13 protein-coding genes are annotated in these 13,999 nt (G+C 63.1%); 6 read left to right on the top strand and 7 right to left on the bottom strand.

What is annotated here, in order from left to right:
• Positions 1-9: 9 nt before the first annotated feature.
• The 6 genes from ASG25_RS16390 to ASG25_RS16365 all read right to left on the bottom strand — a co-directional run bounded on the left by ASG25_RS16390 (position 10) and on the right by ASG25_RS16365 (position 6,018).
• Positions 10-1,338 carry an aspartate aminotransferase family protein gene (locus tag ASG25_RS16390; RefSeq protein ID WP_062477064.1) on the bottom strand — a complete coding sequence of 443 codons (1,329 nt, stop codon included), beginning with the start codon at positions 1,336-1,338 and terminating at the stop codon, positions 10-12.
• 364 nt (positions 1,339-1,702) lie between these two features.
• Entirely contained in the window at positions 1,703-2,044 is a 342-nt protein-coding gene (locus ASG25_RS16385; protein WP_062476261.1) for a metalloregulator ArsR/SmtB family transcription factor, read from the bottom strand.
• 120 nt (positions 2,045-2,164) lie between these two features.
• Positions 2,165-2,905, bottom strand: a complete 741-nt coding sequence (locus tag ASG25_RS16380) for a HugZ family protein (RefSeq protein ID WP_062476258.1) — start codon at positions 2,903-2,905, stop codon at positions 2,165-2,167.
• A gap of 94 nt (positions 2,906-2,999) precedes the next feature.
• Positions 3,000-4,049, bottom strand: a complete 1,050-nt coding sequence (choV, locus tag ASG25_RS16375) for a choline ABC transporter ATP-binding protein (RefSeq protein ID WP_062476255.1) — start codon at positions 4,047-4,049, stop codon at positions 3,000-3,002.
• On the bottom strand, positions 4,046-4,891 hold the full coding sequence (choW, locus tag ASG25_RS16370) for a choline ABC transporter permease subunit (protein WP_062476253.1): 846 nt from the start codon (positions 4,889-4,891) through the stop codon (positions 4,046-4,048). Before choW ends, choV begins: the two co-directional genes overlap by 4 nt.
• 170 nt (positions 4,892-5,061) lie before the next feature.
• A complete protein-coding gene (locus tag ASG25_RS16365) occupies positions 5,062-6,018 on the bottom strand; it encodes a choline ABC transporter substrate-binding protein (protein WP_062476250.1) in 957 nt (318 codons plus the stop codon).
• A 396-nt stretch (positions 6,019-6,414) separates the two neighbouring features.
• On the opposite strand from ASG25_RS16365, the gene ASG25_RS16360 reads away from it, so the two are divergent.
• The 3 genes from ASG25_RS16360 to ASG25_RS16350 all read left to right on the top strand — a co-directional run bounded on the left by ASG25_RS16360 (position 6,415) and on the right by ASG25_RS16350 (position 8,721).
• Complete coding sequence (locus tag ASG25_RS16360; RefSeq protein ID WP_062476247.1) at positions 6,415-6,996, top strand: thymidine kinase; 582 nt, start codon at positions 6,415-6,417, stop codon at positions 6,994-6,996.
• A gap of 72 nt (positions 6,997-7,068) precedes the next feature.
• Complete coding sequence (locus ASG25_RS16355; protein WP_062476245.1) at positions 7,069-7,467, top strand: cytochrome c family protein; 399 nt, start codon at positions 7,069-7,071, stop codon at positions 7,465-7,467.
• 120 nt (positions 7,468-7,587) lie between these two features.
• A complete protein-coding gene (locus ASG25_RS16350; protein ID WP_062476242.1) occupies positions 7,588-8,721 on the top strand; it encodes a DUF2333 family protein in 1,134 nt (377 codons plus the stop codon).
• A 9-nt stretch (positions 8,722-8,730) separates the two neighbouring features.
• Here ASG25_RS16350 and ASG25_RS23620 read toward each other — a convergent pair whose 3' ends face one another.
• On the bottom strand, positions 8,731-9,762 hold the full coding sequence (locus ASG25_RS23620; RefSeq protein WP_062476239.1) for an extensin family protein: 1,032 nt from the start codon (positions 9,760-9,762) through the stop codon (positions 8,731-8,733).
• A 351-nt stretch (positions 9,763-10,113) separates the two neighbouring features.
• Between ASG25_RS23620 and ASG25_RS16340 the strand changes: the two genes are divergently transcribed.
• The 3 genes from ASG25_RS16340 (at position 10,114) to queF (ending at position 13,995) form a co-directional block, all read left to right on the top strand.
• The gene (locus ASG25_RS16340; RefSeq protein ID WP_062476235.1) at positions 10,114-12,303 is read left to right on the top strand and encodes an anthranilate synthase; all 2,190 of its coding nucleotides are present in this window, start codon (positions 10,114-10,116) and stop codon (positions 12,301-12,303) included.
• A gap of 262 nt (positions 12,304-12,565) precedes the next feature.
• Entirely contained in the window at positions 12,566-13,534 is a 969-nt protein-coding gene (locus ASG25_RS16335) for a cation diffusion facilitator family transporter (protein WP_062476231.1), read from the top strand.
• Entirely contained in the window at positions 13,531-13,995 is a 465-nt protein-coding gene (gene queF / locus ASG25_RS16330) for a preQ(1) synthase (RefSeq protein ID WP_062476228.1), read from the top strand. Before ASG25_RS16335 ends, queF begins: the two co-directional genes overlap by 4 nt.
• Positions 13,996-13,999: the final 4 nt, after the last annotated feature.

Raw genomic sequence — 13,999 nt, 5'->3', positions numbered from 1 at the left:
GAGGCAATGTCAGATGCCGGTTTCGAGCACCGTCCGGATGCCGCCGATCAGCTCGTCGATCTGCGCTTCGGTGATGATGAGCGGCGGCGAAAGGGCGATCGTGTCCCCCGTGGTCCGGATCAGCAGGCCGTTTTCATAGGCCTTGAGGAAGGCCGAGAAGGCGCGCTTCGTCGGCTCTCCGGCGATCGGCGCAAGCTCGATCGCGCCGATGAGGCCGATGTTGCGGATGTCGATGACATGCGGGCAATCGCGCAGCGAATGAAGGGCCTTCTCCCAATAGGGCGCGAGCGTTGCCGCACGGGTGAGAAGCCCTTCGTCACGGTAGGTATCGAGCGTGGCGATGGCCGCAGCCGAAGCGATCGGATTGCCGGAGTAGGTGTATCCGTGGAAGAACTCGATCATGTGCTCCGGCCCCTGCATGAACGCGTCATGGATCTGCGAGGTGACGAACACGGCTCCCATCGGGATGACGCCGTTGGTGAGACCCTTGGCGGTCACGATCATGTCGGGCATGACGTCGAAATACTGGGCCGCAAAGGGCGTACCGAGACGGCCGTAGCCGGTGATGACCTCGTCGAAGATGAGCAGGATGCCATGCTTGGTGCAGATCTCGCGCAGCTTCTGAAGGTAGCCCTTCGGCGGAACGAGGACGCCGGTCGAACCGGCAACGGGCTCGACGATCACGGCGGCGATCGTCGAGGGATCATGCAGGGTGACAATGCGCTCCAGTTCGGATGCAATGTCGCCGCCGTGCTCGGGTTCGCCCTTGGTGAAGGCATTCTTGTCGGGCATGTGCGTGTGCGGCATATGATCGACGCCGCTCAGGAGAGTGCCGAACATCTTACGGTTGGAAACGATGCCGCCGACCGAGATTCCGCCGAAGTTGACGCCGTGATAGCCGCGCTCGCGGCCGATCAGGCGCGAACGCGCACCATCGCCCTTCACGCGGTGATAGGCCAGCGCCACTTTCAGGGCCGTATCCACCGATTCCGATCCGGAATTCGTGTAGAGCACATGGTTGAAACCGTCAGGCGCGATGTCCACCAGACGGTTTGCGAGCTCGAAGGCCTTGGGATGGCCAAGCTGGAAAGCGGGGGCATAGTCGAGCTCTCCGGCCTGTTCGCGGATGGCTTCGGTGATCAGGGGGCGGCAGTGGCCGGCATTGACACACCAGAGTCCGGCGGTGCCGTCGAGAACGGTGCGTCCGTCATGCGTCTTGTAGTGCATGTCTTTCGCCGAGACGAACATGCGCGGTTCTTTCTTGAACTGCCGGTTCGACGTGAAGGGCATCCAGAAGGCGCGCAGATCGTTGGGTGTGGTGTTCAGGCGGTTCGACATGACGGTCTCCATGGCCAAGACGGCCATCTGGCGTTTGAGCTGATCGGCGATTTTTATCCGATGGTCAAACTATCAGCGGGCCAGAGGGCGTCAAGGCATGGCGCATGTGTTGCGTCGGGCTTGCTCCGGCTTCCGCGTGCCTGCGCGGCCGCGGCCCGCGACGGCGCATGCGGCATCGTTCCTGCGCGACGCGGTTGTTCGTGACGAACGAAAAAAGCCAGGAACCTCCCTGATTCCTGGCTTTCATCTGGCTGAATGTGCCATCCCGGAGACGACTGGGATGGGGATCGTTTGGTATCAACCCGTACGCTGCGGGCGGCAACAGGTCGCGGCGTCTGCCGGTCCACGCCGCCCTTGGCGATGATCAGGCCGAGCGCCGACGCGGCTGAGCTTCGTCCTTGGCTTCCGGTGCGCCGTAGATTTCCGACAGCATCGACAAAACCTTCAGAACGGACTCGGACGAAGACGAGTAATAGATCGTCTGCGCGTCGCGGCGCGTCGTGACAAGGCTCTGTGCCCTCAGCTTCGACAGGTGCTGCGACAGTGCGGACTGACTGAGACCGACTTGAGCGGCAAGCGCTCCGACAGCCATCTCGCCCTTGACCAGTTCGTTCAGGATCAGCAGCCGCTTCGGGTTGGCCATAGCGGAGAGAAAATCCGCAGCAACCTCGGCTTTTTCATGCTGGTGGGGAGGAATTGTTTCCATGCCATACTCCATGCGACGTCTTGGCCCCACCCATTTTGGTGCGGCTAGAATGAGACAATTAGGCATGACGCATAAAGGGAACAACAGCCCTATGCGAGATTTCGGGGTACTTCTGGGGAGTTAACGGTAAAGTTTTACGAACATTGCACGGACGTCGTCGGGGTTTTCAACCTCTCGGGGAAAGTCCGCCCGACGAAACGCGTCTCCCTGCACAAGATCGATTCCCTCGGCATCGACCGCGGTCACTTGCCAGGCCGGAGTAACGTCGCTTCGCTCCTCTCCGAGAAAATACGACAGGGCATCCTTGTTGCTGTTGAGTTCGGCAAGAAGAGCATGCTCGGCGGCAGCGATTGCTTCCATAGCTGCGGAGGAGATGAGAAGGTCATCGCCCGTCAGGGCATAAGCCCGCCCGAAACCGGCATTCAAGCTCGCACGGAGCGGATTCAGGCGGAAGAAGAGAAAATCCGGAAAGTCGATGTAGAGTTGTGCCTTGGGGTGGCGCCGCAGGAAACGTTCCCTGAGGCGGGCATGCCGCAGGTCCGTCCGGGCGATCGGTTCGGCGCGGCACTGCACCGTGATTCTCGCATGGGCAAGCGGGTCGCCCTTTCCGCTTCGGCCCGCCAGTACGGAGCATCTGGCATCGGCGAGGAGCGCCTGCGTATGCGTCGCGAGCTGCGACGCCAGAATGATCGGTACGGCATCAATATCGAAACCAAGAAGGGCACGACTCACGAACGGAAAGCCGTCGCTGACCGGCTCGAGAACGCCGATCGCTGCGCTGCGCTGTTCGCGGAAGACCAGACGGGCAAGCTTTCGTGCCGCATCGTCCGTCTCCCGCAGAACCTGTGGTTTCTCTGCCATGCTTGCTGTCCATCCAGGCCGTCGGGCTCGGCGCGCGCGCCATCGATTCGGCCGAGACTAGCGCGGAAACCCTGCTTGTGCAGCTGCGGATGCCTCAGGGACGCTGTCGATGCCGGGTCAGGCCCTCGATGACGTCCTGGGCGTCGATCGTGCCGATGACCGCACCGTTTTCCACCACGCCAATGGCGCCCGGCTGCCGGGTCATGGCGTCGAGGATGTCGATCAGCGGCGTGTCGGGTGCGGCCGTCGCGCTGACGCCCAGGGCCGAGGGCCTTTGCCCGAGACCCTGCTGCATGACATCGGTTGCGGTCAGCATGGTGATCGGGTTCATGTGCTGGACGAAATCGGCGACATACTGATTGGCGGGATTCTTGACGATCTCCTGCGGCGTGCCGCACTGGATGATATGCCCGCCTTCCATAATGGCGATGCGATTGCCGATGCGGAAGGCTTCGTCCAGGTCATGGCTGACAAAGAGGATGGTCTTCTTCAGGCGACGCTGAAACTCGAGCAACTCGTCCTGCAGCCGCGTACGGATCAACGGGTCGAGCGCGGAAAACGGCTCGTCCATGAGAAGGATGGGCGCGCCGGTGGCAAAGGCGCGGGCAAGGCCGACGCGCTGCTGCATGCCGCCGGAGAGTTCCTGCACCTTTCGCCCCGCCCACTGCGTCAGGTTGACCAGTTCCAGCTGCTCCCCGACCCGGCGGCGGCGCTCGCCATCCGGAACCCCCGCCAGTTCCAGGCCAAAGCCGACATTGTCCTCGACCGTTCGCCAGGGCAGAAGCGCGAACTGTTGGAACACCATGGAAACGGTGTGCTTGCGGAAGTCGCGCAGGGCTTTCGATGTGGTGCGATAGGGATCGATCGTGCCGCTGCCCGTCTTCACGCTGACATTGCCGCGCACGACGGGCGCAAGCCCGTTGACCGCGCGCAGAAGCGTCGATTTGCCCGAGCCGGACAGACCCATCAAGACGAGAATCTCGCCTTCGCGCACCGTCAGCGATGCGCCGGCAACGCCGAGAACGAGGCCGGTGGCACTGCCGATCTCGTCACGTGTCTTTCCGGCGTCGACCATCTGCAGGGCCCGCTCGGGGCGATCGCCGAAGACGATATCGACATTGTCGAAGATTACGGCATCGCTCATGCGCCTTCTCCTTCATCCGAAGAGCGGAAGAGGCGATCAAGAATGATCGCAAGGATGACGATGCAGAGGCCGGCTTCGAAGCCCTTTGCCACGTTGACGGTGTTCAGCGCGCGCAGAACCGGGACGCCGAGGCCGTTGGCCCCAACAAGGGCCGAGATGACCACCATCGACAGCGACAGCATGATGGTCTGCGTCAGCCCCGCCATGATCTGCGGCATGGCGAAGGGAAGCTCGATCTTGCGCAGGACCTGACCGGGCGTGGCCCCGAAGGACACGGCGGCCTCCGTCAGAGACGGCGGGGTGGAGATGATCCCGAGCCGGGTGAGGCGAATGGGGGCCGGGATTGCGAAGATGACGGTGGCGATCAGTCCGGGAACCATGCCGAGGCCAAAGAGGATGAGCGCCGGAATGAGATAGACGAAGGTCGGGATGGTCTGCATGAGGTCGAGCACGGGACGCATGAAGGCGTAAACCCAGGCGCGCCGCGCAGCCGCAATGCCGAGCGGAATGCCGATGGCCATGGAAACCACGCTCGCCGCGAGCACGAGCGCCAGGGTCTCCGTGGTCTCCTTCCAGTAGCCCTGATTGATGATCAGCAGCAGGCCGAGGCCGGTAAAGAGCGTGACGCCGATCGATCGGCGCAGCCACCAGGCCAAAACGGTGACCAGGCCGACGACGACGAGAGGGTGGGGATATTGCAGCACGAAGAGGATCGCGGAGACGACGCTCGACAGGAATCGTGAAAGCTGGTCGAAAAACAGACTGAAATTCGTCGTCAACCAGTCGACGAAAGCTTTCGCGCCCTGGCCGATGGGCACGCGGTGTCCTGTCAGAAAATCCATGCGGGATCCTCTCCTGAAAGAGTGACGGATGAGAGGACATCGATCGCGGAGAGCTCAGAGACCGCGAAGCGCGGATCACGAACGCATCTTAAAGGACGCGTCCGCTGGCCCCGATCCCGATGTCAGCACGAAAAAGGCGGGGTCTCCCCCGCCTTTCAAGCGTCCTGCAATCAGAGACCGAGCGCCGTCTTGACGGCAGGCAGGCCTTCCTTGCCGTCCAGCGTCGTGACGCCGGCGAGCCAGGGTTCGACGACGGTCGGGTTGGCCTTCAGCCACGCCTTCGCTGCGGTGCCCGGCTCTTCGCTGTCGTTCAGAATCTTGCCCATGATATGGTTTTCCATATCGAGGTTGAACTTCACGTTGGAGATCAGCTTGCCGATGTTCGGGCATTCCGAAACATAACCGGCGCGCGTGTTGGTGTAGACCGTCGCGCCGCCGAAGTTCGGGCCGAAGGTGGAATCGCCACCGGTGAGGTAGGTCATCTCGAATGTCGAGTTCATCGGGTGCGGCGCCCAGCCGAGCCAGACGACCGGCTTGCCGTCCTTTTCCGCCCGCGCGACCTGCGACAGCATGCCCTGCTCGGAGCTCTCGACGATCTCCATGCCGCCCATGCCCATTTCGTTCTTCTCGATCAGCGTCATGACGAGCCGGTTGCCATCATTGCCGGGCTCGATCCCGTAGATCTTGCCGTCGAGCTCGTCCTTGTGCTTGCCGATGTCGGAGAAGTCCTTGATGCCGAGACCGGCGCCCTTGGCGTTGGTGGCCAGCGTGTACTTCGCACCTTCGAGGTTGGCCCCGAGCGAGTCGACCGACTTGTCGTCCAGATACGGCTTCACGTCCTTTTCCTGCGCCGGCATCCAGTTGCCGAGGAAAACGTCGATGTCCTTGTTCTTCAGCGACTGGTAGGTGACGGGGACCGACAGAACCTTGATGTCCGGCGTATAACCGAGAGCCTCGACGACGGCGGCGACGGTCGCGGTCGTCGCGGTGATGTCCGTCCAGCCCACATCCGAGAAGCGGACGGTGGCACAGCTTGCCGGGTCGGCGGCAAACGCACTTCCGGCGCTCAGCGCACTCAAGGAAACGGCTGCGGACAGCGTGAGGAGGCGGGCGAAGTTTCTGGTCATTGGTTTTTTGTTCCCCTGTTATGACGTCAGAAGCCTGTCGGATCGGCGGCGTGCTCAGGACCGACAGTTCGGTCAGTGTATTTCGCTCGGGAACTTACGCGGCCCCTAATGCGACAGCCAATGTCGCAAAGTCGCATTCCAGGATCGCGGCCGAACTTCGTCGGGCAATGGATCGGACTGCTGTCGGGCCGCCCTCTGTCGGTCGAGCGTCTACGATGACGAACATAAGCCATCCGTCTTCCGAGTCATAGGTGCAACAGGGAAGAATGACGGTAACTCACTGGTCAAATCCCGTTGGCTCAGGCATGAAGCCGCCCGTGCCGCGCAAGCTGGGTTCCGACGGCGAAACGCATCGAGACGGACGACACACGCCGAAAGCCCGAAAGGATCGTCGATATGGCAAAGCTCTATTTCCACTACGCCACGATGAACGCGGGAAAATCGACGCTTCTGCTGCAATCCTCCTACAATTACGAAGAACGCGGGATGCGGACCGTGGTTCTGATCGCAGCCTTCGACGATCGCGCCGGGGAGGGCCGCGTGTCCTCGCGCATCGGTCTGACGTCGGATGCCATCACCTTCCGCGTCACGGACGATCTCTATGCCCCGGTCAAGCACGCCGTTTCCGAGACGGATGCCGCATGCGTTTTCGTCGACGAGGCGCAATTTCTCAGCGAGGCGCAGGTGTGGCAGCTTGCCCGGGTCGCCGATCGGCTGGGCATTCCCGTGATGACCTATGGCCTGCGCACCGATTTTCGCGGACAGTTGTTTCCGGGATCCGCGGCCCTGCTTGCGATCGCGGACGAGCTGCGCGAGGTGCGCACCATCTGCCATTGCGGTCGCAAGGCGACGATGGTGGTTCGTCTCGACGGGCAGGGCCGTGTCGTGCACGAGGGCGCGCAGGTCGAGATCGGCGGCAACGAGAAATATGTGTCCTACTGCCGCCGACACTGGGACGATCGCATGCGGGAAGACTAGACCCGTTCTCCCTTCTCTGAACGGAAGCATGCCAACGGAGCCTGCCACCGGAGCCTGCCAAAGGAGCCTGCAATGCGCGTCACGCCTGTCTTCTTTTTCTCGATCTGTCTTTCCATGGCGGCAGGAGCCGCCACGGCAGGGGGGCCTGTCGGCGGCGATATCGCGGCTGGTGAGCGTGTGTTTCGCAAGTGCGGCACCTGCCACACGGCGACCGCGCCGGAAAACCGGGTCGGGCCGAGCCTTCAGGGTGTCGTCGGTCGCCCGGTCGCCCATGTCGAGAGCTATAGCTACTCGGACGCCATGCGTGCCTTCGGCAGCGACGGCAAGGCCTGGGACGAGGCCCGGCTTGCGACCTATCTTCTGGCGCCCCGCGCCATGGTGCCGGGAACGCGCATGAGCTTTGCCGGGCTGAAATCCGACCGGGATATCACCGATGTGATCGCCTATCTCAAGAGTACGGCGGCGCAATAAGCCGTGAGGCGTGCGGGTAGCCGTTGTGGCGGCAGATGATGACGCCTATGTGAGGAAGGCAGCAGGTTGGGTCAGGGCGAAAGCCACGGTCCCGGCCATCATCATAAGGAACACGCCTCCATGCTCGAACCGGTCGTCGCGTTCTTCCAGCGCATCTTCTCAGCGATCGGTCGGGGGTTGGGCATTGCCGTCTCCTGGCTTCTCTTTCCCTTCGTAACCTTCGCGGGCTGGTTCCGGTCGAGCGGCGGCTGGATCGTCAAGGGCCCTGTGGCCGCCATCGTCGTTCTGTTTGTGGGGCTTTACGGCTATTTCGTCCTGACCACGCAGACCTGGACCAACTTCGATCCCGACTACGTCAACCGATACAATTTCGGAGAGCGAAAGACCGATGCCGGGCTGCCGGTCAAGCTTGCGCCGGGTGCAGCGGCTCCGGCGATCGCCACCTGCGAACGCTCGGCCATCGTTGACGTCGCCTCGGACCTCATCGATTTCAACGTCGATCAGAATGCCTGGATTTCCTCCATGCTGCTCTACAAGGTCGGCTTCTTCGGCGTCGACTGGGACCACACGCCGTTTCTCGACAACAAGGCGTCCTTCCAGCGTGGCGTGAACCAGGCGGTTCGCCGCACGACCGTCGAGCTGGTGGATTCGCTGGGACGCGTGCGCGGCACCTCCGGCATCAATGAGAATCTGCAGAAGGCGCGCAGCAACATGCAGTTCGACGAGGGGGCCTGGTATTTCGGCCTTGACCCGTTCGGCCCGAAGACGCCGACGCCGAGCTTTTACCGTTCGGCGAAACGCGACCTGCAGGCGTTCAACGATAGCCTCGTGAAATGTGAGGCGACCTTCGACGGTCGTTCCGACAATCTGATGGAGTTCATCGACCGCATCTCCAACGACATCGGCAACACCTCGGCCATGATCCGCGAGCGCTCCGAAAATCACAATGGCGGCTGGTTCGATACGCGGGCCGACGACCGGTTCTGGTTCGCCTACGGCCAGCTCTACGGCTATTACGGCGTGATGGCGGCGGCCGGCGCCGATTTCGACGGCGTCATTGCCCAGCGCGGGCTGGCGCCCATCTGGGCGGAAAGCCTGAAGCAGCTGCGCGCGGCCCTGCGCATCCAGCCGGCCATCATTTCCAATGGTCGCGAGGACGGCTGGATCATGCCGACGCATTTGGCGACCATGGGATTCTACATCCTGCGGGTCCGGTCCAACCTCGTCGAGATGCGCGACATTCTTGCCCGCTGAGGCGCGGTGTCAGCGGCAGTATCGGTAGTTGCCGCGCCGCTGCAGCACGTCGAAATGCAGGTGGTTCTCGTGCGCCTCGTCGCTGCCCGGATCGAGCACCGTCTCGAAATAGAGGCAGCCAGTGGCCGTCACCGCGCGCTGGAAGGCGCCGGAGAGGGTTCCGTCTTCGTCCCGCGGCTGGATGGCGATGGACTCGCCATTCTTGAAGGTGAAGGACGCGATATCGATCGCGTTTCCGCGCGCATGCTCGGAGATCTTGCCGGTCGAGGCATTGTTGCGCAGACGGCAGATATAGCTCGAGGCCTGATTGATCGTCTTCAGCGCGCCGTCCTCCGACATCGCCACCCGGGCCGCCGGCAACACCGCTTCCTTCGTCCAGCGCGCCAGTTCCAGAGCCGCTTCGCAGCGCAGTGTCGCTTCCGGCGCGAGCTTGATGCCGGGCAGGATCTCGGTCACGGAAATTGGCTTGCCGATACCGCATCCCTTGCCGTCGTCGATCCGCGGCTTTTCCGAAAAACGCACGCCGAGCGCCTTGAGGTCGGTCAGGCATTGCGCATAGGCGGCCGGTTCTTCCGGCGTGATGACGAGTTCGGCGACAGGCGTCGTGGTCTTCGGCTCGGCCGGTTTGTCCGCGGACGACTTTTCCTCGGCCGGCTTGTCTTTTGGTTTTGCATCACCGGATGCCGGTACTTCCGGCGCCTTGGCCGGGGCGTTGGCCGGTGTCTTGGGCGGCGTGGCCGTATCGGGGTCCGCCGGCTTTTCCGTCTTGTCGTCCGGAGCAGCCGGTTTGGCAACCTCGCCGGACGTGGTCGTCTCGGCGGGCGGGGCGGGTTTGGCTTCGGGCGTTGGCACCGGGTCGGTCGCCGCCGGCTCGACCGGCTGTCCGTCCGTGCTTGTCTGGTCGTTCTCTTTCGCAGGCGATTCGGCACGTGCGGGCTTGGTCTCGGGTACCGGGCCCGCTTGCGGCATGCCGGCGCCGGAAAGGATCAAAACGGCCGGGAGGAGCATCAGGGGAAAAAGCAGCGGAAGACGTCGACGCATGGGGACCCATCCAGTTTCTGGCGGCGCTTCGGCCGATCCTTCAGAACTAGGTGTCGCACGGCCGGCGGCGAGGGTAGGCCGACGCGTTTGCCGTCAGGTGTCGCGCTTTCGCCACGATGCCACCGACGCCAGGCCCGCTTTTGCAGCGCTTGCCGCTTGCCAGATGCCCCACTGCGCGCTAACAGTTTTCCATGATCAACGCACGCATCCTTTCTGTCTGGTGGTGGGCTCGCTAAAGCGGCCTCGATCAGTCCTGCGTGATGGATTTTGACGATAAGCCGCCCGGAGTTACGAGGCGGCTTTTTTGCATTCTGGCCGCGCTCGTTTTCCGGGCCGAAACGGAGCGAATGAATGTCGACGACCAAGCTTGAAGACGGTGCCGAATCCTACGTCACGCAGGGCGGAATCACGGTCACGCGCCGCCGCCGCGAGGCGTCCTATGGCGATGCGATCTCGACCTATGTCGACCAGCTTGACGAGCGCCGGGGCGCCGTGTTCTCGTCCAACTACGAATATCCCGGTCGCTATACGCGGTGGGACACGGCGATCGTCGATCCGCCGCTTGGCATCTCCTCGTTCGGCCGTTCGCTCTGGATCGAAGCCCATAACGCGCGCGGCGAGGCGCTGCTGACGATCATCGCCGACCATCTGAGGAGCGTGAAGGACATCACGCTGGGGTCGCTGACGGCACGTCGGCTCGATCTGACGATCGACACGCCCGACCATGTCTTCACGGAAGAAGAGCGGTCCAAGATGCCGACCGTCTTCACGGTGCTTCGCGCCGTCACCGCGCTGTTCTTTTCGGCCGAAGATGCAAGTCTCGGGCTTTACGGCGCCTTTGGATACGACCTTGCCTTCCAGTTCGATGCCATCGACTTCACGCTGAAGCGACCGGACGACCAGCGGGACATGGTGCTGTTCCTCCCTGACGAAATCCTGGTCGTCGACCACTATGCCGCCAAGGCCTGGATCGACCGCTATGACTTTGCTCTCGGCGACCGCTCGACATTCGGCAAGGCAGGCGACATCCCGGCGGAGCCCTTCCGGGTCGTGGACAGCATTCCGCCGCATGGCGACCATCGGCCGGGCGAATATGCCGAGCTGGTCACGAAGGCCAAGGAGAGTTTCCGGCGCGGCGACCTGTTCGAGGTCGTTCCGGGGCAGAAATTCTACGAGCGCTGCGAGAGCCGCCCCTCCGAGATCTCCAATCGCCTGAAGGCGATCAACCCGTCGCCCTATTCCTTCTTCATCAATCTCGGCCATCAGGAATACCTGGTCGGCGCCTCACCGGAAATGTTCGTCCGCGTGTCCGGCCGTCGTATCGAGACCTGCCCGATTTCGGGCACGATCAAGCGCGGCGACGATCCGATTGCCGATAGCGAGCAGATCCTGAAGCTGCTGAATTCCAAGAAGGACGAGTCCGAACTCACCATGTGCTCGGATGTGGACCGGAACGACAAGAGCCGCGTCTGCGTGCCCGGTTCGGTCAAGGTCATCGGTCGCCGCCAGATCGAGATGTATTCGCGGCTCATCCACACGGTCGACCATATCGAGGGCCGTCTTCGGGACGACATGGATGCGTTCGACGGCTTTCTCAGCCATGCCTGGGCGGTCACGGTGACCGGTGCGCCGAAACTGTGGGCGATGCGCTTCATCGAGAGCCATGAAAAGAGCCCGCGCGCCTGGTATGGCGGTGCGATCGGCATGGTCGGTTTCAATGGAGACATGAACACCGGGCTGACGCTGCGAACCATTCGCATCAAGGACGGCATCGCCGAAGTGCGGGCCGGCGCGACGCTGCTGAACGACAGCGATCCGCATGAGGAAGAAGCCGAAACCGAACTGAAGGCCTCCGCCATGATTTCCGCCATTCGTGATGCAAAGTCCGCCGCCAAGGGCAAGCAGGCCCGCGACGTTGCGCCTGTCGGCGCCGGCGTCAATATTCTGCTGGTCGATCACGAGGACAGTTTCGTCCACACCCTTGCCAACTACTTCCGCCAGACGGGCGCAACGGTCAACACGGTCCGCTCGCCCGTCGCGGAGGAGCTACTCGACCGGCTCAAGCCGGACCTCGTGGTGCTGTCGCCCGGCCCGGGCCGGCCGAAGGATTTCGATTGCAAGGCGACGATCAAGAAGGCGCGGGCGCGAGACCTGCCGATCTTCGGCGTCTGCCTCGGGCTTCAGGCACTGGCCGAGGCCTATGGCGGCGATCTCCGGCAACTCGCCGTGCCCATGCACGGCAAGCCGTCGCGGATACGCGTGCTGGAGCCGGGCCTCGTGTTCTCGGGCCTTGGCAAGGAGGTGACGGTCGGGCGCTATCACTCGATCTTCGCCGATGCCTCGACCCTGCCGCGCGATTTCATGATCACGGCCGAGAGCGAGGATGGCACGATCATGGGGATCGAGCACACCAAGGAGCCGATCGCCGCCGTGCAGTTCCATCCGGAATCCATCATGACGCTCGGCGGAGACGCCGGGATGCGGATGATCGAGAACGTCGTGGCCAACCTCGCCAAACGCGCGAAGGTGAAGGCGGCCTGACAGCGGCGCGTGTCCGGCCAACAATTCGGCGGGTCACCCCCTTTGGGTCTTGCATGCCTGCGCCTTTTCCGCGAAAGGGTGCGGGCATTCATGTTCAAGGCTGTTTGCGGCGCGTGATCCCGCAGGATGGACGCGCGGCGATCCGCACAGATCAGGCATCCCACATCATCTGACGATGAAGGCGTATCGCCCTTATCCAAGGCGTGTTGACCTGCGTCTCCGGTCTGAAGGGTCGGCAGCGGTGCCGACCGGAGGTTTTCCCATGACGACGACGAGCACCATCAACCGCGCCCAGCGGCTGGCCTTCTGGACCATTCCTCTGTCGCTTCTCGTGCTCGGCATGAAACTGGCGGCATGGTGGTTCACGGGGTCCGTGGCGCTTTTGTCCGACGGCCTGGAATCGATCGTCAACGTCGTTGCCGCCGTCGTCGCCTTTGTGGTCATCGGCTATGCGGCAAAGCCCGCCGACGACGACCACCCGTTCGGGCACCACAAGGCCGAGTACTTCTCCGCCGTCATCGAGGGGGTCCTCATCGTCGTTGCCGCACTGCTGATCGTCTATGAAGCCGTGCCGGCCGTGCTCTCGCCGCAGCCCATCGAGGCGCCGGTTCTCGGACTGGGAATCAACCTTGCCGCCGGTCTCGTCAATGCGATCTGGGCGACGGTCCTCCTGCGCGCCGGCAAGGCATTGCGTTCGCCGGCCCTGTCGGCGGACGGACACCACATCATGTCGGATGTCGTCACGTCGGGCGGCGTTCTGGTCGGCCTCATTCTTGCGATCGTCACCGGCTACACCATTCTCGACCCGCTTCTCGCCGTCGTCGTTGCCTGCAACATCCTGTTCCAGGGCTGGAAGGTCATCGCGGGTTCCGTCAGCGGCTTGATGGACCGGGCCGTGACGACCGAAGAGGAGGCGGAGATCCGCGCTGCCATCGCCGCCCATGCCGCAGGCTCCCTCGGCGTACACGACCTGAAGACGCGGCAGGCGGCCTCGGTCATCTTCGTCGATTTCCATATGGTGGTGCCGGCGGACATGGCGGTCGGCGCCGCGCATGACATCTGCGACCGGATCGAGGATGCGATCCGCGCCGTCAACGCTTCGGCGAAGATCGCCATCCACATCGAGCCCGAGAGCGAGAAAGCCCACGGCATCCGTGTCAAGGTGCCGCCGAGCCGCGAGGATCATGATCTCGCCGGCGGAGCACGGAAAACAGAAGGAACAGACGAATGAGCACGACCGACGTTTCCGGACTGTCCATGCTGGGGCAGGCCGTCTCCGGCGCAACCCATCCGGACGACGCCGTCCTGGAGCGCGTTCCGAGCAACCATGCGGGGACGAACTTCGTCGTGCGCTTCACGGCTCCCGAGTTTACCTCGCTGTGCCCCATGACGGGACAGCCGGATTTCGCGCATATCGTCATCGACTACGTGCCCGAGGGCTGGCTCGTCGAATCGAAGTCGCTCAAGCTCTTCCTTCACGCCTTCCGCAATCACGGGGCGTTCCACGAGGATTGCACGCTCGATATCGCCAAGCGCCTCGTCGATCTCCTGTCGCCGAAATGGCTTCGCATCGGCGCCTACTGGTACCCGCGCGGCGGCATTCCGATCGACGTGTTCTGGCAGACGGGCAACCCGCCCGAGGGTGTCTGGCTGCCGGACCAGGGCGTTCAGCCCTATCGCGGCCGGGGATGAGACC

The organism is Rhizobium sp. Leaf384 (assembly GCF_001424065.1).
GTDB lineage: Bacteria > Pseudomonadota > Alphaproteobacteria > Rhizobiales > Rhizobiaceae > Ferranicluibacter.
Note: the sequence above shows the minus strand (reverse complement) of the source record. Positions and strands in the feature narration are given on the sequence as shown.